This is a genomic window from Pseudomonas sp. 2024-210 (genome assembly GCF_045062345.1).
In the GTDB taxonomy this organism is placed as follows: Bacteria; Pseudomonadota; Gammaproteobacteria; order Pseudomonadales; family Pseudomonadaceae; genus Aquipseudomonas.
Window position 1 is genome coordinate 24765 of sequence record NZ_JBJGEJ010000020.1, and the last position, 17076, is coordinate 41840.

Below are 17076 nucleotides of genomic sequence, written 5' to 3' on the forward strand. Positions count from 1 at the left end.
TGTCGCTGTAATGCGGTTACCCCCTTCAATGTCGGACTCTGCAAGCCAGTATTTAATTTCTGGCACAGCCACTGCATATACCCAAACAGCTCACTGCGACTGCGCACGTGAGACGCCCCGTCGATCAATGGCGATCGTGTTGGCCAACATAGGCCCGGGTGACAATGACTGCGACAGGCTCAAGAGCCGGCGGCACGAACAGGCAAAGGCGCCTGGAACCTTTTGGTTCCAGGCGTTTTTTTTGCCTTCGAAAAATGGAGCGGCTTTGGCGGGTGCACTTATGAACAGTAAATGGGCGACTGATATTCAACAACTGGTGGTTATTGGCAACGGTATGGTTGGCCATCACTTCGTTGAGCAACTGGTGGAACGCGGTGCTCTCGGCCGCTTTCAGATTCATGTGTTTAGCGAAGAGCCGCTGCGTGCTTATGACCGCGTGCATCTGTCCGAATACTTCGGCGGCCGTGATGCCGAATCTCTCGCCCTCGGCGAAGCAGCGCTCTACCAGACTCCAGGCGTAACCCTTCATTTGGGCGTACCTGTGCTGGAAATCGACCGTGCACGCCGTGAGGTGATCACCGCCAATGGCTGCGTACCTTACGACCAGTTGGTTATGGCCACTGGCTCCTTCCCCTTTGTGCCGCCGATTGAAGGTGCTGTCGGCGATTCACGCTTGGTCTATCGAACCCTGGGCGATCTTGACACTATCCAGGCTGCGGCAAAAAATGCGCGCCGCGGCGTGGTGGTAGGTGGGGGATTGCTCGGGCTGGAAGCGGCCAATGCCCTCAAGTGTCTGGGGCTGGAAGCCCATGTGGTGGAGTTCGCATCGTGCCTGATGCCTGTGCAGCTGGATGACCATGGTGGCCAGGCGCTGAAGGCCCGGATAGAAGCATTGGGGGTGAGCGTGCATGTGTCTCGTGTCACCCAGTCAATCACCCCCGGCAGCGAGTATCGCTACCGTATGAACTTCGCCAATGACGAATTTCTGGAAACCGATCTGATCGTCTTCTCCGCCGGTATCCGCCCGCAAGACGCGCTGGCCAGGCAGTGCGAGTTGGAACTGGGTGTGCGCGGTGGTATCGCCATCGACAGCCAGTGCCGCAGCAGTGACGCGAACATCTACGCCATTGGTGAATGTGCAGCGTGGAATGGCAGCATCTTTGGTTTGGTAGCGCCGGGTTATCAAATGGCTCGCAGCGTCGCCGCGCAATTATGCGATGAAGAGGCAGAGCCTTTTATCGGCACCGATATGTCCACTAAGCTGAAACTACTCGGCGTGGATGTCGGCTCCATCGGTGACGCACATGGCGCTGTCGCTGGCTCGCGCAGCTACCGCTTTATCGACGAAGCCTGCGGCAGTTACCGTCGATTAGTGGTCTCTGCCGATGGCAAGCAAGCCCTTGGCGCGATGTTAGTGGGCGACAACAGCTACTACGACACGCTGCTCCAGTACGTGCAAAACGGTCTCGCACTGCCGAGCGATCCGTCATCGCTGATTCTGCCTTTGAGTGACGCTGCTCCAGCTGTGGGCGTGGACGCGCTGCCTGCCACCGCCACCGTGTGCTCTTGCCATAACGTGAACAAGGGCGCGATCTGCTGCGCCATCGATACTGGTTGCAGTGACCTCGCTGGCATCAAGGCCCAGACTAAAGCGGGCACCGGTTGTGGTGGTTGTGCGGGCTTGCTCAAACAAGTGTTCGAACATGAACTGACTGCCCGTGGTGTCAGCGTCGACAAGAGCTTGTGCGAGCATTTCGCTTATACCCGCCAAGATCTGTATTCCTTGGTGCGAGTGGAAGGCATCGAGTCCTTTGAAGAATTGCTGGCCCGCCACGGTAAAGGTCACCTGGGCTGCGTTATCTGCAAACCGGTCGTGGGCTCTATCCTTGCCTCATGCTGGAACAGGCAGATTCAAGAACCATGGCTGGTGCCGCTGCAAGACACTAACGACAGCTTTATGGCCAATATGCAGAAGAACGGCACCTACTCGGTGGTGCCGCGTATTCCTGCAGGTGAGATCACCCCGGACGGTCTCATCGCCATTGGCGCGGTAGCGAAGAAATACAACCTCTACACCAAGATCACCGGGGGCCAGCGCATCGACCTTTTTGGTGCGCAACTGCACGAATTGCCGGATATCTGGAGCGAACTGATCGTAGCCGGTTTCGAAACCGGCCACGCTTATGGTAAGTCGACTCGCACGGTGAAATCTTGCGTGGGCAGTACGTGGTGCCGTTACGGTGTACAGGACAGCGTGAAAATGGCGCTATTGATCGAGGACCGCTACAAGGGCCTGCGCTCGCCGCACAAGCTCAAGTTCGCCGTCTCCGGATGCGCCCGTGAGTGCGCCGAGGCTCAGAGCAAAGACGTTGGCGTCATCGCTACCGAAAAGGGCTGGAATCTCTACATCAGCGGCAACGGCGGCATGCGACCACGGCACGCCGATCTGTTCGCTACTGACCTTGATAGCGAAACCCTAATCCGTTACATCGACCGCTTCCTGATGCTCTACATCCGCACCGCCGACAAACTGCAGCGCACTTCGGTATGGCGCGAAAGCCTGGAAGGAGGGTTGGATTACCTGAAAGCGGTAATCATCGACGATAGTTTGGGTTTAGGCGCCGAACTGGAGGCGCAGATGCAGTTGGTAGTCGATCGTTACGAGTGCGAATGGGCAAACACCTTGCAGGACCCGGAAAAACTCAAACGTTTCCGCACCTTCGTCAACGACAAGGGAGGCGACCCGGACATTAACTTCGTCAAAGAACGCGGCCAAATTCGCCCGATCAGCGTCGAAGAACTCAACCTTGTTCCTGTAGAGGAAATGATCTGATGAGCAGCCTAACCATGAACCAACAACTCTGGCGTCCAGCCTGCGGGTATGGCGATCTGGTCGCAAATTCCGGTGTGGTGTCGCTCGTCGATGGGGTGCAGGTAGCGCTGTTCTATCTGCCCGCGCAAGAAGCCGGAAAACAGCTGTATGCCTTGGAAAATCGCGACCCTGTGTCTGGTGCGAACGTAATAGGGCGGGGGATTGTCGGCTGTTTGGCGGGGCAGTTGGTGATCGCTTCGCCACTGTATAAGCAGCACTACCGGCTGGGTGATGGCAGCTGTTTGGAGTTTCCTGAGCGGCCACTGCGCAGTTGGCCAGTCAGGATGGTAGGGGATTTGGTAGAGATTGATTTGGGGTGAGGTAACGTGGTGTCTCGTAGGTAAGGCCAAAGCCACCGGCGCTGACGGTGGCAGACATCAAGCTGTGACTGCCATGTTGGACAAAATGTCTGCCGTGCCGAAAGGTAGGTCGATCAAGGCGATAGGCGCACAGGTTGCATGAGCGCCTGGATAACCGTGTGGGAATCAGATCACGCCGCACGCCACACGGTCGCCACCACCGCCCAACGGCTTGGGCATATCCGAATGGTTATCACCACCGGCATGGATCATCAGCGCGTGGCCTTTGATCTCTGAAAGGTTCTTGAGCCTCGGAGCTAGCACCGGGTAGGTAGCCATGCCGTCGGCGGTCACGTACACCGCCGGTAAATCACCCAGGTGCCCGTCAGCATACGGCCCAAGATGCTTGCCGGTTTTCTGCGGATCGAAATGCCCACCGGCCGCTAGCGCAGCACCTTTGACGCCATCCTTCACGCCTGCTTCGCAACTGCCGTTTTCGTGCACATGGAAACCATGCACCCCCACCGGCAGTGATTTCAGATTCGGCGTAAACAGCAGACCATAGGGGGTCTCACTGATTTTTATCGAACCGATGGCTTGAGGCGCACCGTCGGCGCTCACCAGATTCATGGGTACATCTTGAGATGCCGCGTGGGCCGTACCCACTACGAGGGTACCGATCAAACCAAACCACAGAGAGCGTTTCATAGTCGATTCCTGAATTGTATGAGCGATTTGTGAGAGGCGAACACTTGGGCTGTAAGCAATTAACTACTGATGAAGTGGCTCGTGACGACGCACGATGACTCGTCAGCGTAAACATGAGAGTAGGTGGGCATTCAGAAGTTTTATATGAATGACGACCATTTGTTACGAGAGGCTTTAACGGTACGTATCGCTGTACGCGTTTGACAAAGACACGGGGAGCGGGGTGGTCCGGCGGATTAAAGACCAACGTTCATTTTTTTTGCTTGAACCGAACCTTGGTTTTGCGCCAATAAAATGTCGATCAAGGTACGAGTCACCTTCGGTAGTGCCTGTAAATCGCGCACCAGCACACTTCGCTCCCGTACGCGCCAGGGTTCGTCGAGCTCGATAACTGACAGGCCCATGGTTTGTTGATGTCGGCGTGCCGAAGACTCAGGAAGGATGGCCAGGCCCACACCCGCTTCAACCATCCGGCACATGGCTTCGAAGCTGTAGACCTTGATGCGCATGTTCAGCGTATTGCCGTGCAGGGCTACCTGCTCACTCAAAAACCGCAGCAGGGTGGTGCCTTCGTGCAGGCCGATGTGCGGATAAGCCAGGGTTTCTGCCAGCTTGATCGATTTACGCCGGGCCAGGGGATGATCGAGGGGCGTCACCAGTACCAACTGGTCGGTGCTGAAGTGTATGACCTGCAAGCTGTCAGCCTCGACTGGGCCGGCGATGATGCCCATGTCTGTAGAGCCATCCATCACGCCACGCACGATGTCGCGACTCAATCGCTCCTGCAGGTCAACGGTCACTCCCGGACGCTCGCCGAGAAAACCGGCGAGGATTTCGGGCAAGAACTCAGTGGCCGCCGTGGTGTTGGCAAAGATCCTGATGTGCCCTGAGGACTCGGTGCCGTACTCGGTGAACTCGCTTTTCATGTAGTCCACTTGGCGCATGATCACGCGCGCATGGTGCAAAAACAGTTCGCCCGCAGGCGTGAGCTCTACGCCCCGGCTGTCACGGTAGAGCAGGCGGCTGGTGAGGTTTTCTTCAAGGCTTTTGATGCGGGCACTGGCCGCGGCCGGGGAAATGAATGCCTTGCGAGCACCTTGGGTCATGCTGGGGGATTCGGCAATATGGATAAACAGACGCAGGTCAACGAGATCAAAGTGCATGGCTGATTTTCCCTGGACATGAAAACGGCTGCAGGACTCCAGCGTTAACCAAAACCGAACGCCCCCTTACCGAAACGCAGATTCACAGATCGCTATGCTTTTGGCAATCATGTCCAAAATAACAAGCCACGGGGCAATCACCGATGAGCGATAACGCACTGTCCGCCTGGGTCGGGCGCACTGAAGAAATGCATGATCACCTGAGCCTGAACCTGGTCACTCGCATCGCGGCCACCTTGGGTGAGCAGGCGCCCCTGGCTGACGAACCTTTGCCGGCGCTGTGGCAGTGGTGTTTCTTCCAGCCAACGGTGGAAGGCAGCGGCCTGGGCGGGGATGGTCATCCCGCACGGGGAGGCTTTCTGCCACCCGCCGACAACCGCAACCGCATGTGGGCTGGCGGCCGAATCGAGTTCCATACGCCGCTCAAGGTGGGCGCTCGAGCCACGCGGGTTTCGACCATTACCGATGTTCAGCAAAAGCACGGCAAGACCGGCTCACTGTTGTTTGTCACCGTCCAGCATGACTACCTGCAGGACGGGCTATTGGCGATTCGCGAAGAGCAGGACATCGTTTACCGCGAACCCACCCCTCCCAAGCTCGCAAGCGGCGCCCCCTTGCCCGAGGGCACCTGGCAGGAATCTGTCACGCCCACCCCCACCTTGTTGTTCCGCTACTCAGCCGTGACCTTCAATGGTCACCGCATCCATTACGACTGGCCCTACGCTACCGAAATCGAAGGCTACCCGGGGTTGGTGGTTCACGGCCCACTTATGGCCACGCTCAGTCTGCGCGCTTTCTGCCGAGCCAATCCTGCTGCACGCCTGCGGCGCTTCGCCTATCGCGGCGTTCGCCCGTTGATTGCGCCCCATCCCTTTGAGGTGAGCGGTCGTGTTGTGGCTGCGGGCAGGGCTGAGTTGTGGGTGGGCAATGCCGAGGGTGTGGCCCAGAAGGGCGAAGTGATCTTTGACTGAATAATGACAATAAGGATCTGCAATGAATCCGTATCTGAACGAAGACTACAACGCTATTCGCGAGGGTGTGCGCGCCCTGTGTGCCGAGTTCCCGGCGGAGTACTGGCGCAAGATTGACGAAGAAAAGGGCTTTCCCGAAGCGTTCGTTGGCGCCATGACAAAGGCTGGCTGGTTGTCGGCGATGATCCCCGAACAATACGGTGGCTCAGGCCTGGGGCTGGCAGAGGCTTCGGTGATCCTGGAAGAGGTCAACCACTGCGGCGGTAACTCCGGCACTGTGCATGGCCAGATGTACAACATGTTTACCTTGCTGCGCCACGGCAGTGAAGAGCAAAAAAACTACTACCTGCCCAAGCTTGCCAGCGGCGAGCTGCGCCTACAGTCCATGGGCGTGACCGAGCCATCCACCGGCACCGACACCACCAAAATCAAGACCACGGCAGTGCGTCAGGGCGACGAGTACGTGATCAACGGCCAGAAGGTCTGGATCTCTCGGGTTCAGCACTCGGACCTGATGATCCTGCTGGCTCGCACTACACCCTTGGCAGAGGTGGAGAAAAAAGTCGATGGCATGTCGATCTTTCTGGTCGACTTGCGCGAAGCCATCGGTAATGGTCTGACCGTGCATCCCATTGCCAACATGGTCAATCACGAAACCAACGAGTTGTTTTTCGACAACCTGAAAATCCCTGCCAGCAGCTTGATCGGTCAAGAGGGCAAGGGCTTTCGCTACATACTCGATGGGCTCAATGCCGAACGTACGCTGATCGCCGCCGAGTGCATTGGTGACGGCCGCTGGTTCAATGAGAAGTCCGCACAGTACGCTCGTGAGCGGGTGGTATTCGGCCGCCCGATCGGGCAGAACCAGGGTGTGCAGTTCCCCATTGCCGAAGCCCACATCGAGCTTGAAGCCGCCGATCTGATGCGCTGGCGTGCCTGCGAGGAGTACGACAGCGGGCGCAGCGCTGGTGCAGCGGCAAACATGGCCAAGTACTTGGCGGCTAAAGCCAGCTGGGAAGCGGCCAATGCGTGCCTGCAGACCCACGGCGGGTTCGGTTTTGCCAATGAATACGACGTCGAGCGCAAGTTCCGCGAAACCCGTCTGTACCAGGTAGCGCCTATCTCCACCAACCTGATCCTGTCATACGTGGCCGAGCACCTGCTCGAACTGCCGCGTTCATTCTAGGTATTCATCCGGACTCACATCCGACGCCTTAACGGAGATTGCACATGCAGATCAGCCATCTCGACCATCTGGTACTTACGGTGCGCGATATACCCAAAAGTCTGGACTTCTACAGCCGTGTGCTGGGCATGCAGCCGGTAGTGTTTGGTCAGGGGCGCCATGCCCTGTCGTTCGGCCAGCAAAAAATCAACTTGCACCAGGCAGGCGCCGAGTTCGAACCCAAGGCGACGCATCCGCTGCCGGGGTCGGCCGATCTGTGTTTCATCGTCAACGACCGACTGGACGACGTAATCGAGCACTTGCACGCGCTTGGGGTGAGCATTCTGGAAGGTCCGGTCATGCGTACGGGTGCCCGAGGACCGATCCGCTCGATCTACCTGCTTGATCCGGACCTCAATTTGATCGAACTCTCGAATTCCATGGAGACCGCTTCATGAGCCAGCACACTCAAGCGCTCACTGAGTTTTTGGCCAGCCTGCACTACGAGCAGTTGCCTGAAGCCGTTATCAGCCGTACCGAAGATCTGTTTCTTGACTGGTTGGGCTCGGCCCTGGCCAGCCAGGGTTCACATCCGCTCCCGTTGTTCGAGCGCTACGCGGCAATGATGGGCCCGGCCAGTGGACCGGCCACAATCCTGGTCAGCGGCAAAACCAGCTCCGCGTATTTCGCTGCGCTGGTTAACGGTGCCAGCTCGCACCTGGTGGAGCAAGACGACCTGCACAACAGCTCCGTGCTGCATCCGGCGACGGTAGTGTTCCCGGCAGTTCTGGCCGCTGCCCAGGACCTGGGTAAGTCCGGCCGCGAACTGATCGTTGCGGCAGTGGCCGGTTACGAAGCCGGTATTCGTATAGGTGAGTTTCTTGGCCGTTCGCACTACCGCATCTTTCACACCACGGCCACGGTCGGCACCCTGGCAGCAGCCGTTGGCGTGGGCAAGTTGATGAATTTCAATCAGGAGCAGTTCACCCATCTACTCGGCACTGCGGGCACCCAGGCGGCGGGCCTGTGGGAGTTTTTGCGCGATGCAGCAGACTCCAAACAGCTGCACACCGCTAAGGCGGCAGCGGACGGTCTGTTGGCCGCCTACCTGACCGCAGAAGGGCTGAGCGGCGCGAAAAACATACTTGAGGGTGAGCAGGGCATGGCTGCCGGAATGTCCAGTGATGCCAACCCGGCTTGCCTGTCCGACCGTCTGGGTAGCCGCTGGGCACTGATTGAAACATCGTTCAAGTTTCACGCCTCGTGCCGTCACACGCACCCGGCGGCGGATGCCCTGCTGGAGGTGATGCAGCGCGAGAACCTGCAGGCCGAAGATATTGCCAGCGTGATCACGCGGGTCCATCAGGGAGCCATCGACGTATTGGGCCGTGTGGGGGAGCCACAGACGGTCCACCAGGCCAAGTTTTCCATGGGGACAGTGCTAGGCCTGATCGCCGTTTACGGCAAGGCCGGATTGCCCGAGTTCCATCAGCATGCGCTGACCGACTCACGCATTGGTGACTTGCGCAACAAGGTGCACATGGTGCTCGACGAGCACGTCGACGCTGCCTATCCGCAACGCTGGCTGGGCCGTGTCGAAGTGACCACGGTGCAGGGCCGGATGGTGTACGGCAGCATCGATGAACCCAAGGGCGACCCGGGCAACACCCTGAGCCGCGCCGAGCTTGAAGATAAGTTTCGCCGCCTGCTGGCGTTCTCGGGTGCTTGCAACGATGAGCAGGCGACCGGACTTATCGAGCTGGTCTGGCACTTGCGCCATTTGGACAATATGGACGTGCTGACCGGCGTCGCAACTTCTGCGGGGGCAGCATCATGAACGACACCACAACCAAGAGCCCCCGCCCACTGGACGGCATTACCGTTGTCAGCCTGGAGCACGCCATTGCGGCGCCGTTTTGCACCCGTCAACTGGCCGACTTGGGGGCGCGTGTGATCAAGATCGAACGCCCGGGCTCCGGTGACTTTGCCCGTGACTATGACGAGCGGGTCAATGGCCTGGCCTCACACTTCGTCTGGACCAACCGTTCCAAGGAAAGTCTGACCCTGAACGTCAAGCAGCCGGACGCGGGAAAGGTGCTCGACAAGCTGCTGGCCACTGCAGATGTTTTGGTGCAGAACCTGGCGCCGGGAGCCGCCCAGCGCATGGGGCTGTCTTTTGAAGCCCTGCATGAACGCTTCCCCAGGTTGATCGTCTGCGATATTTCTGGCTACGGGGAGGGCGGGCCTTACGAGCAGAAAAAGGCATACGACCTGTTGATCCAGAGCGAAGGCGGCTTTTTATCCGTTACCGGCGGACCGGGCGAAAATGACATGGCCAAAGCTGGCTGCTCAATTGCCGATATTGCGGCGGGTATGTACGCCTACACCGGTGTGCTCTCGGCACTGCTGTTGCGTGACAAGACCGGGGAGGGCAGCCGCATTGATGTGTCGATGCTGGAAAGCCTGGTGGAGTGGATGAACTACCCGATGTATTACGCCTATGACGGTGCCGCCCCACCTCCGCGAGCCGGTGCCGCCCACGCCACAATTTACCCCTATGGGCCGTTTCCTGCGGGGGATGGTGGCACGGTGATGCTTGGCTTGCAGAACGAACGTGAATGGCAGCAGTTCTGCGACAAGGTGTTGCTACAGCCAGAATTGGCAGGCGATTTACGCTTTAATGCAAATGCGCGGCGTTCGCAAAACCGTGCTGAACTGCGGGCCATCATCGTTGAGGAATTTTCTCGCATGAGCGCCGATGAAGTCATCGCAAGGCTTGATGCGGCGTCGATTGCCAATGCCCATGTCAACGACATGGCAGGGGTTTGGGCTCATCCGCAACTTCAGGCCCGTGACCGCTGGCGCGAGGTGGACAGTCCGGCCGGCAGGCTGCCAGCACTGTTGCCACCGGGTCGCAACGTCGCTTTTGAACCACGAATGGATGCCGTGCCGCACTTGGGCGAGCACACCGACAGCCTGCTCAATGAACTGGGCTACGGGGCAACGGACATCCTTCGTCTGCATCAACAAGGAGCGGTGTGAGGCTTGCGCCTCGCACCTCGGCACGGAGCATTTTCATGAACAAAACGACTATTCGTTCAGCGCTGTTTGTACCGGCCACCCGCCCCGAGCGGATTGCCAAGGCGCTGGAAAGCGGCGCCGATGCGGTCATCGTCGACCTTGAGGACGCTGTCGCAGAAAATCTCAAGGTCCAGGCACGGGCCAATCTTGACGCCTTTCTTGATGCCAACCCACAGGCTCGGATCTTGGTGCGTATCAATGCGCCGCAGCATGAGCAGCAGGCGGCCGATCTGGACTTATGCCGTCGCCAGCCCGGTGTCGTAGCGGTCGTGCTGCCCAAGGCAGAAAGTGCTGCGCAGGTTGAGCTGGCTGCGGCGTGCGCCAAACCCGTTTGGCCAATCATCGAAAGTGCCAAGGGCTTGCTTGAGTTACCGGCCATTGCCCGGGCAGCCGGAATCGAGCGATTGACGTTCGGTGCACTGGACCTTGGCCTTGACATGGGCTTGAGCAGCACCAGCGCCGCAGCGCAGCGAATTCTCGATCAGGCCCGCTACGCCATTTTGCTACACAGTCGGCTGGTAGAGCTGGCGCCGCCGCTGGACAGCGTATTTGCAGATATCAAAAACAGTGGGGGAATGACCCAAATGGCGGCCGATGCCAGGGATATGGGGTTTGGCGGCCTGCTCTGTATCCACCCCAGTCAGGTTGCACTGATACACGACACTTACATGCCCGGTCATGAAGAGCTGGACCGGGCCCGACGGATTCTGTCTGCGGTTGAGTCTGCTGATGGGGTATTCGTGGTTGACGGGCAGATGGTCGACGCTCCGGTGATCGAACATGCACGACGAATATTGCGGCGGGCCGGTTCTGCCTCAGCCTGATTCAAGCAGCACTAAAGCACTACCCGGCACTACCAAACTTATAACAACAAGAGGTATGTTCCCATGTTCAAGCACACCCTCAAGGCGCTGGTCTGCGCACTTCCGTTATTCGCAGGTTTTGCGAACGCGGCCGATCCCATCAGCATCAAGTTCGCCCACGTTGTCGCCGAACACACCCCCAAGGGCCAGGGCGCGCTGATGTTCAAAAAGCTGGCCGAGGAGCGCCTGCCAGGGCAGGTCAAGGTCGAGGTTTATCCAAACTCCTCGCTGTTCGGTGATGGCAAGGAAATGGAAGCGTTGTTACTGGGAGACGTGCAGCTGCTGGCGCCGTCGCTGGCCAAGTTCGAGCACTACTCCAAACCGATCCAGATCTTCGATCTGCCATTCCTGTTCGACGACATCGATGCAGTCGACCGCTTCCAGCAGAGTCCGCAAGGTCAGGCCTTGCTCAAGTCCATGGAAGGCAAGGGACTTACCGGCCTGGGTTATTGGCACAACGGCATGAAGCAATTGTCTGCCAACAAGGCCCTGCAGGAACCCAAGGATGCACGCGGCCTGAAGTTCCGGGTACAGGCTTCTGCCGTGCTGGATGAGCAGTTCAAGGCCTTGCGCGCCGCGCCGCGCAAGATGAGCTTTGCCGAGGTCTATCAGGGTTTGCAGACCGGTGTGGTCAATGGCACCGAGAACACCTGGTCTAACTACGAGAGCCAGAATGTGCATGAAGTGCAGAAGTTCTTCACCGAGTCCAATCATGGCGCCATCGATTACATGGTGATCACTAACACCAAGTTCTGGAACAGCCTGCCGCCGGAAATACGCACCACGCTTAACGATGTCATGGCCGAGGTCACGGTGGAGGTCAACAAACAGGCCGAGAAGTTGAACCAGGACTCCCGTCAGAAAATTGCCGATTCCGGCAACAGCGAAATCATCACCCTTACCCCTGAGCAGCGCGAGATGTGGCGTGAAGCCATGCGGCCGGTGTGGAAAAAGTTCGAAAGCGCCATTGGTCCTGATGTGATCCAGGCCGCCGAGCTGGCCAACAAAAGTAGCTAAGGCCCCGATTTCTGTTGGCGACTCCGTGCGGGGTCGCCAACGGCTACGTTTACGGCGGCTCTGACTTCATCGGTCCCACACGTCGCTTAGCGACCGCTCTATTTAGGGAGAAACCCATGCACGCAGTCGTTCGTGTCTGGAATCACGCGGAAGAAATGCTGGTGGCGTTCCTGCTTGCAGGCATGACCCTGGTCACTTTCGCGTACGTGGTGTTCAACAACCTTTATGGCGTTTTCTACTCTCTGGGTGATTCGTTGCCCTTCGCCAACGAAGCCATGCTCGGTATTGGCGACAAAATCCTATACATCGCCCAGGAGATGACTTGGAGCGTAGCGCTGACCAAGGCCATGTTTGGCTGGCTGATCTTTGTGGGATTGGCCTGGGGCGTGCGGATTGGCGCACACATTGGCGTCGACTTGCTGGTGCGCCAGTTCAACCCAGCCAACCAGAGACGTGTGGCCATGCTGGCCGTATTCATTTGCCTGGGCTATTGCGCCTTGATGGCGTACTCCAGTGAGCAGTGGGTGGCTACTTTGTATGAGGTCGGGACCAGTGCTGAAGACCTGGACCGTTTCGGCATTGCCCAGTGGCAGATCGTAATGATCGTGCCCATCGGGTTTGCTCTGATGTTCGTGCGTTTCCTGCAGATTTTCATCCGTATTGTGCAAGGTAAACAGCAGGGGCTGGGTTTGCACAGTGAAGTGGATGACGCCGTCAAACTGGCGGAAAACGACCAGTCGGGGACCGAAAAATGACCATTGCCTTCCTTTTTGTCGCCCTGTTCGTGCTGATGTTTATCGGTATTCCGGTGGCGATTTCCCTGGGGCTATCCGGGGCCATGACTATCCTGTTCTTCAGTAACGACTCGGTTCGTTCCCTGGCGATCAAGCTGTTCGAAACCAGCGAGCACTACACGCTGCTGGCCATCCCTTTCTTTTTGTTGTCCGGCGCGTTCATGACCAGCGGTGGCGTGGCCCGTCGTCTGATTGACTTCGCCAACGCCTGCGTCGGTCATATCAAGGGGGGGTTGGCCATCGCTGCGATCCTTGCCTGCATGCTGTTTGCGGCACTGAGCGGTTCGTCGCCAGCCACAGTGGCTGCGGTCGGCTCGATCGTTATCGCCGGTATGGTGCGCTCCGGCTACAAGCAAGACTTTGCCGCCGGAATTGTGTGCAACGCGGGTACCTTGGGCATTCTGATTCCACCGTCGATCGTCATGGTGGTTTACGCCACTGCGACTGAAACCTCGGTCGGCAAGCTGTTCATGGCCGGCGTCGTTCCGGGCCTGCTGCTGGGCCTCGTGTTGATGGTCACCATCTACATCATGGCTCGCGTGAAAGACATGCCTGCGCTGCCACGGGCCTCGTTCAAGGAAATCATGACCGCAGACCGCCGGGCCGGATGGGGCCTGATGTTGATCGTGATCATCCTGGGCGGTATCTATTCGGGCATGTTCACACCCACCGAAGCCGCTGCCGTGGCCGCAGTCTATGCCGCTTTTGTGGCCATTTTCATCTACAAAGACATGACCGTTCGTGAATGCCCGAAGGTCATAATCGAAGCGGGCAAGCTCAGCGTGGTCCTGATGTTCATCATCGCCAACGCCATGCTGTTCGCCCACGTACTGACCACCGAGCAGATCCCGCAGTCGATCACTGCCTGGGTGGTTGAGCAGGGCTTTACGCCGATTGAATTCCTGCTGGTGGTCAACATCGTATTGCTGGTTGCGGGCACCTTTATGGAGCCGTCCGCAATCATCCTGATCCTTGCACCGATCCTGTTCCCGATCGCAATGCAGCTGGGCATCGACCCGATCCACCTGGGCATCATCATGGTGGTGAATATGGAAATCGGGCTGATCACGCCGCCAACCGGGCTCAATCTGTTTGTCACCTCGGCGGTCACGGGCATGCCGCTTACCCGCGTGGTGCGCGCGGTTTCGCCTTGGCTATTGGTGATGCTGGCCTTCTTGGTGCTGGTGACCTACGTGCCGTTTGTTTCCTTGGCGTTGCCGAACTGGTTGGGGATGTAATCACGCCGCAGCGTGGGCGACCAAAACTGTAATAGATGACGAGAAGAGCAAGGCTGCGTCCGGCTGCGTAGCAGTCGTAAAACACGAACCCTCCTTAGAGTATTCAGCGAAACCGCAGGGAATGGGAGTTGATCTCGGTCGGCAGGACGCCGGAGGAGTGCGCCGCCGTATGCAGACGAAAAAATAGGTTGTCTCGTTTTCATGGGGCGGTACCTCGACAACACTGAGTCCCCGGCACCAGGCGCCAATGGTCTAATATTCACAACTTTTTGATCTAGGTAATATTGAGAGGGAGCTAACTGTATTTGGTTTTAGAGGAAAAATTTGTGAGTGCGCAAGCGCAAGGTTCAGGATTAAGAATTTTCACCGCTGTGATAACGGCCATTTTTTCGCTTGTTTTATTAATAGGCGGGATATGGCTGGCATCATTGGGTGGTTCTTTGTATTACATCGTCGCCGGCATTGGGCTGCTCGTGTGTGCGGTCTTGCTTTGGCGACGATCCGCAGCGGCGATCTGGCTTTACGGATTGCTGATGCTGGCGACTGTTCTATGGGGGCTATGGGAGACCGGCTCGGATTTCTGGGCATTAGTGCCTCGCTTCGATATTCTCGGCGTCCTAGGCATCTGGCTGCTGATTCCGGCAGTGACGCGTGGCATTGATGCGCGTTTGAAAGCCAGCAAAGTGTTTTTGTCAGCCACCCTGGCTTTCGCGATCGCTGTTTTGGTCTACTCGATCTTCAACGACCCTCAGGAGATCAACGGCAGTCTGACTTCGGCCCAACCTGCGCAAGCCCAACCGGTTGACGGCATTGCCCCCGGCGACTGGCCTGCCTATGGCAGAAGCCAGGCAGGAACCCGTTATTCGCCACTTAGCCAGATCAACGACAGCAATGTGAAAGATCTGGAGGTCGCGTGGACTTTCCACACCGGTGAGTTCAAAACTGATAATGACTCGGGTGAAACCACTAACGAAGTGACGCCGATCAAGATCGGCGACAACATGTATATCTGCACTACCCACCAAAAACTGGTGGCGCTTGATCCAGCGACCGGCAAGGAAAAGTGGACATTCGATCCGCAACTCGTATCCGACCCTTCGTTTCAGCATCTGACTTGCCGTGGTGTTGCGTATTACGACCAGGCCAACACGGAGGAATTTGCGACCAGCTTGAAAGACGTCGCTCCGGTCCAAACCAGTTGCCCTCGTAAAGTGCTGCTGCCGGTCAACGATGGTCGTCTGTTCGCAATCAATGCCGACAATGGCGAGCGCTGTTCAGACTTCGCGGAAAATGGCGAGCTGGACCTCAAAAAAATGCAGCCCTATACCTATCCGGGCGCTTTGATGCCGACTTCTCCACCCGTGGTGACTGGCACAACGGTTGTGATCGCCGGCTCTACCACCGATAACTTTTCCGTTCATGAGCCTTCTGGCGCCATTCGCGGTTACGACGTCAACACCGGCGCTTTGAAATGGGTGTTCGATACCGGCGCAGAGGATCCAAACGCAATTCCTGGCCCTGGCCAGACACTGGTCAACAACTCGCCTAACGCTTGGCCTCCACTGGCGTACGATGCCAAGATCGATATGGTCTATATCCCGACCGGCAACCCTACACCGGACATCTGGGGCGGTAACCGTACGCCTGTGATGGAGCGTTATGCCAGTGCGATTGTGGCGTTGAATGCTTCAACCGGTAAGTTGGCGTGGAGCTTCCAGACTACCCACCATGATCTTTGGGATATGGACGTACCGTCGCAACCGACCTTGGCGGATGTGAAAACGCCGGCGGGTGACACCGTTCCTGCGGTGTATGTGCCTACTAAAGCGGGCAACATGTTCGTTTTCGATCGTCGTGACGGCAAGCCGATCGTAGATGTCACTGAAATGCCAGTGCCTGAGGGTGAAGCAGCTCCTGGTGACTGGGTCAGTCCGACACAGCCCCGTTCCGCACTGAACTTGACCCCGATCCAGACATTGACCGACAAGAACATGTGGGGCGCCACAATGTTTGACCAGTTGATGTGTCGAGTGATCTTCAAGCGGCTCAACTATAACGGCCAGTACACGCCTCCTTCGGAAAATGGCACGCTGGTTTTCCCAGGTAATCTGGGTGTATTTGAATGGGGCGGTATTTCCGTCAACTCTGATCGCCAGATAGCGCTAATGAATCCGATGGCGCTGCCTTTCGTATCCAAACTGATTCCACGTGGGCCTAATAACCCGCTGTGGCCTGAAGAAGGTGCGACCGGTTCTGGCACTGAAATGGGCATTCAACCTCAGTATGGCGTGCCGTATGGCGTTGAGATCAATGCATTTCTCTCGCCGCTGGGTCTGCCCTGCAAAGCGCCGGCATGGGGTTACGTTGCCGGTGTGGATCTGAAAACCCACGAGGTCGTGTGGCGTAAGCGTATTGGTACGGCGCGGGACAGCCTTAAGGGTATCCAGTTGCCGCCGATGAAGATTGGCGTGCCAATGTTGGGCGGCCCGATTTCGACTGCTGGCAACCTCATGTTTATCGCGGGCACTCAGGACAACTACCTGCGCGCCTATGACGTCACCAACGGCGATCTGCTTTGGCAGGCCCGTTTGCCCGCTGGTGGTCAGGCGACACCGATGACCTACGAGTCAAACGGTAAACAGTACGTTGTGATCATGGCCGGCGGCCATGGCTCGTTCGGTACGAAGATGGGTGACTCTCTGATCGCTTACGCGTTGCCCGATTCTAAAGGGGAATGATGTAGCCCCAACTGCTGATAAAAACTAGAGACCTCTGAGTGGCCAGTTGTGTGAACTACAACTGGCCACTTTGGGGTCTTTTTTGTTGGCGTCACGATAAAATCTTCAGTAGGTGGTGTTAAGTCCTATGGCGTTTCTGAATGGGCGCAAGGGGCAATCTTAAGTTT

Annotated in this window: 14 protein-coding genes; 12 read left to right on the plus strand and 2 right to left on the minus strand. The window is 57.7% G+C overall.

The annotated features are described in order from the left end of the window. Positions 1-280 precede the first annotated feature (280 nt). Positions 281-2833 carry a nitrite reductase large subunit NirB gene (nirB, locus tag ACI7MX_RS20535; protein WP_405585409.1) on the plus strand — a complete coding sequence of 851 codons (2553 nt, stop codon included), beginning with the start codon at positions 281-283 and terminating at the stop codon, positions 2831-2833. After that, a complete protein-coding gene (gene nirD / locus ACI7MX_RS20540) occupies positions 2833-3192 on the plus strand; it encodes a nitrite reductase small subunit NirD (protein WP_405585412.1) in 360 nt (119 codons plus the stop codon). Before nirB ends, nirD begins: the two co-directional genes overlap by 1 nt. A gap of 165 nt (positions 3193-3357) precedes the next feature. On the opposite strand, the gene sodC is transcribed toward nirD, so the two are convergent. Together sodC and ACI7MX_RS20550 are read right to left on the minus strand one after the other, a co-directional pair. Beyond that, on the minus strand, positions 3358-3879 hold the full coding sequence (sodC, locus tag ACI7MX_RS20545) for a superoxide dismutase [Cu-Zn] SodC (protein WP_405585415.1): 522 nt from the start codon (positions 3877-3879) through the stop codon (positions 3358-3360). A 236-nt stretch (positions 3880-4115) separates the two neighbouring features. Then, the gene (locus tag ACI7MX_RS20550; protein WP_405585418.1) at positions 4116-5042 is read right to left on the minus strand and encodes a LysR family transcriptional regulator; all 927 of its coding nucleotides are present in this window, start codon (positions 5040-5042) and stop codon (positions 4116-4118) included. 143 nt (positions 5043-5185) lie between these two features. Here ACI7MX_RS20550 and ACI7MX_RS20555 point away from each other — a divergent pair, with 143 nt between their 5' ends. From ACI7MX_RS20555 to ACI7MX_RS20600, 10 genes are all read left to right on the plus strand, one after another. Beyond that, complete coding sequence (locus ACI7MX_RS20555) at positions 5186-6013, plus strand: MaoC family dehydratase N-terminal domain-containing protein (protein ID WP_405585421.1); 828 nt, start codon at positions 5186-5188, stop codon at positions 6011-6013. 22 nt (positions 6014-6035) lie between these two features. After that, positions 6036-7199, plus strand: coding sequence for an acyl-CoA dehydrogenase family protein (locus ACI7MX_RS20560; protein WP_314483139.1), 1164 nt, complete (start codon positions 6036-6038; stop codon positions 7197-7199). Between the two features lie 44 nt (positions 7200-7243). Continuing rightward, positions 7244-7636 (plus strand): VOC family protein, encoded by a 393-nt coding sequence (locus ACI7MX_RS20565; protein ID WP_146426339.1) that lies wholly within the window; start codon positions 7244-7246, stop codon positions 7634-7636. Continuing rightward, on the plus strand, positions 7633-9015 hold the full coding sequence (locus ACI7MX_RS20570) for an MmgE/PrpD family protein (RefSeq protein WP_405585426.1): 1383 nt from the start codon (positions 7633-7635) through the stop codon (positions 9013-9015). The genes ACI7MX_RS20565 and ACI7MX_RS20570 overlap by 4 nt, the downstream gene beginning before the upstream one ends. Continuing rightward, on the plus strand, positions 9012-10220 hold the full coding sequence (locus ACI7MX_RS20575) for a CaiB/BaiF CoA transferase family protein (protein ID WP_405585429.1): 1209 nt from the start codon (positions 9012-9014) through the stop codon (positions 10218-10220). The genes ACI7MX_RS20570 and ACI7MX_RS20575 overlap by 4 nt, the downstream gene beginning before the upstream one ends. 35 nt (positions 10221-10255) lie before the next feature. After that, positions 10256-11083: an HpcH/HpaI aldolase/citrate lyase family protein gene (locus ACI7MX_RS20580; RefSeq protein ID WP_405585431.1), complete on the plus strand. Its 828-nt coding sequence runs from the start codon at positions 10256-10258 to the stop codon at positions 11081-11083. Positions 11084-11146: 63 nt separating this feature from the next. Then, entirely contained in the window at positions 11147-12139 is a 993-nt protein-coding gene (locus ACI7MX_RS20585; RefSeq protein WP_314483150.1) for a TRAP transporter substrate-binding protein, read from the plus strand. A 116-nt stretch (positions 12140-12255) separates the two neighbouring features. After that, complete coding sequence (locus ACI7MX_RS20590) at positions 12256-12894, plus strand: TRAP transporter small permease (protein WP_405585434.1); 639 nt, start codon at positions 12256-12258, stop codon at positions 12892-12894. Beyond that, positions 12891-14171, plus strand: a complete 1281-nt coding sequence (dctM, locus tag ACI7MX_RS20595; RefSeq protein WP_405585437.1) for a C4-dicarboxylate TRAP transporter large permease protein DctM — start codon at positions 12891-12893, stop codon at positions 14169-14171. Before ACI7MX_RS20590 ends, dctM begins: the two co-directional genes overlap by 4 nt. 371 nt (positions 14172-14542) lie before the next feature. Beyond that, complete coding sequence (locus tag ACI7MX_RS20600; protein WP_405586042.1) at positions 14543-16909, plus strand: glucose/quinate/shikimate family membrane-bound PQQ-dependent dehydrogenase; 2367 nt, start codon at positions 14543-14545, stop codon at positions 16907-16909. The last annotated feature ends 167 nt before the right edge of the window (positions 16910-17076 follow it).

Coding starts and splice junctions, on each gene's coding strand:
- nirB (WP_405585409.1), top strand. CDS start 281: ATGAACAGTAAATGGGCGACTGATATTCAACAACTGGTGGTTATTGGC.
- nirD (WP_405585412.1), top strand. CDS start 2,833: ATGAGCAGCCTAACCATGAACCAACAACTCTGGCGTCCAGCCTGCGGG.
- sodC (WP_405585415.1), bottom strand. CDS start 3,879: ATGAAACGCTCTCTGTGGTTTGGTTTGATCGGTACCCTCGTAGTGGGT.
- ACI7MX_RS20550 (WP_405585418.1), bottom strand. CDS start 5,042: ATGCACTTTGATCTCGTTGACCTGCGTCTGTTTATCCATATTGCCGAA.
- ACI7MX_RS20555 (WP_405585421.1), top strand. CDS start 5,186: ATGAGCGATAACGCACTGTCCGCCTGGGTCGGGCGCACTGAAGAAATG.
- ACI7MX_RS20560 (WP_314483139.1), top strand. CDS start 6,036: ATGAATCCGTATCTGAACGAAGACTACAACGCTATTCGCGAGGGTGTG.
- ACI7MX_RS20565 (WP_146426339.1), top strand. CDS start 7,244: ATGCAGATCAGCCATCTCGACCATCTGGTACTTACGGTGCGCGATATA.
- ACI7MX_RS20570 (WP_405585426.1), top strand. CDS start 7,633: ATGAGCCAGCACACTCAAGCGCTCACTGAGTTTTTGGCCAGCCTGCAC.
- ACI7MX_RS20575 (WP_405585429.1), top strand. CDS start 9,012: ATGAACGACACCACAACCAAGAGCCCCCGCCCACTGGACGGCATTACC.
- ACI7MX_RS20580 (WP_405585431.1), top strand. CDS start 10,256: ATGAACAAAACGACTATTCGTTCAGCGCTGTTTGTACCGGCCACCCGC.
- ACI7MX_RS20585 (WP_314483150.1), top strand. CDS start 11,147: ATGTTCAAGCACACCCTCAAGGCGCTGGTCTGCGCACTTCCGTTATTC.
- ACI7MX_RS20590 (WP_405585434.1), top strand. CDS start 12,256: ATGCACGCAGTCGTTCGTGTCTGGAATCACGCGGAAGAAATGCTGGTG.
- dctM (WP_405585437.1), top strand. CDS start 12,891: ATGACCATTGCCTTCCTTTTTGTCGCCCTGTTCGTGCTGATGTTTATC.